Genomic DNA, 1,050 nt, shown 5'->3' on the forward strand with positions numbered 1-1,050 from the left:
CAGTCGTGACTGCGTGCCTTTTGAAGAATGAGCCTGCGAGTTAGCGGTGTGTAGCGAGGTTAACCCGTGTGGGGAAGCCGTAGCGAAAGCGAGTCCGAACAGGGCGATTGAGTTGCACGCTCTAGACCCGAAGCGGAGTGATCTAGCCATGGGCAGGTTGAAGCGGCTGTAAGAGGTCGTGGAGGACCGAACCCACCAGGGTTGAAAACCTGGGGGATGACCTGTGGTTAGGGGTGAAAGGCCAATCAAACTCCGTGATAGCTGGTTCTCCCCGAAATGCATTTAGGTGCAGCGTCGTGTGTTTCTTGCCGGAGGTAGAGCACTGGATAGGCGATGGGCCCTACCGGGTTACTGACCTTAGCCAAACTCCGAATGCCGGTAAGTGAGAGCACGGCAGTGAGACTGTGGGGGATAAGCTCCATGGTCGAGAGGGAAACAGCCCAGAGCATCGACTAAGGCCCCTAAGCGTACGCTAAGTGGGAAAGGATGTGGAGTCGCAGAGACAACCAGGAGGTTGGCTTAGAAGCAGCCACCCTTGAAAGAGTGCGTAATAGCTCACTGGTCAAGTGATTCCGCGCCGACAATGTAGCGGGGCTCAAGCGTACCGCCGAAGTCGTGTCATTCCAGCATGTACCCCCAACGGGGGCTGGGATGGGTAGGGGAGCGTCGTGTGCCGGGTGAAGCCGCAGCGGAAGCTAGTGGTGGACGGTTCACGAGTGAGAATGCAGGCATGAGTAGCGATACACACGTGAGAAACGTGTGCGCCGATTGACTAAGGGTTCCTGGGTCAAGCTGATCTGCCCAGGGTAAGTCGGGACCTAAGGCGAGGCCGACAGGCGTAGTCGATGGACAACCGGTTGATATTCCGGTACCCGCTTTGAAACGCCCAATATCGAATCAGGCGATGCTAAGCCCGTGAAGCCGTTCCGGACCCTTCGGGGAAAGGAAAGTGGTGGAGCCGGTGACCCAGACTTGTAGTAGGTAAGCGATGGGGTGACGCAGGAAGGTAGTCCAGCCCGGGCGGTGGTTGTCCCGGGGTAAGGGTGTAGG

1 rRNA gene is annotated in these 1,050 nt (G+C 57.7%); it reads left to right on the plus strand.

Going from position 1 to position 1,050, the window contains the following annotated elements:
• Positions 1 to 1,050, plus strand: a 23S ribosomal RNA gene (locus ACFYZA_RS40250); the annotation flags it as partial.

The sequence above is a fragment of the Streptomyces sp. NPDC001828 genome, from assembly GCF_042892175.1.
Classification (GTDB): domain Bacteria; phylum Actinomycetota; class Actinomycetes; order Streptomycetales; family Streptomycetaceae; genus Streptomyces.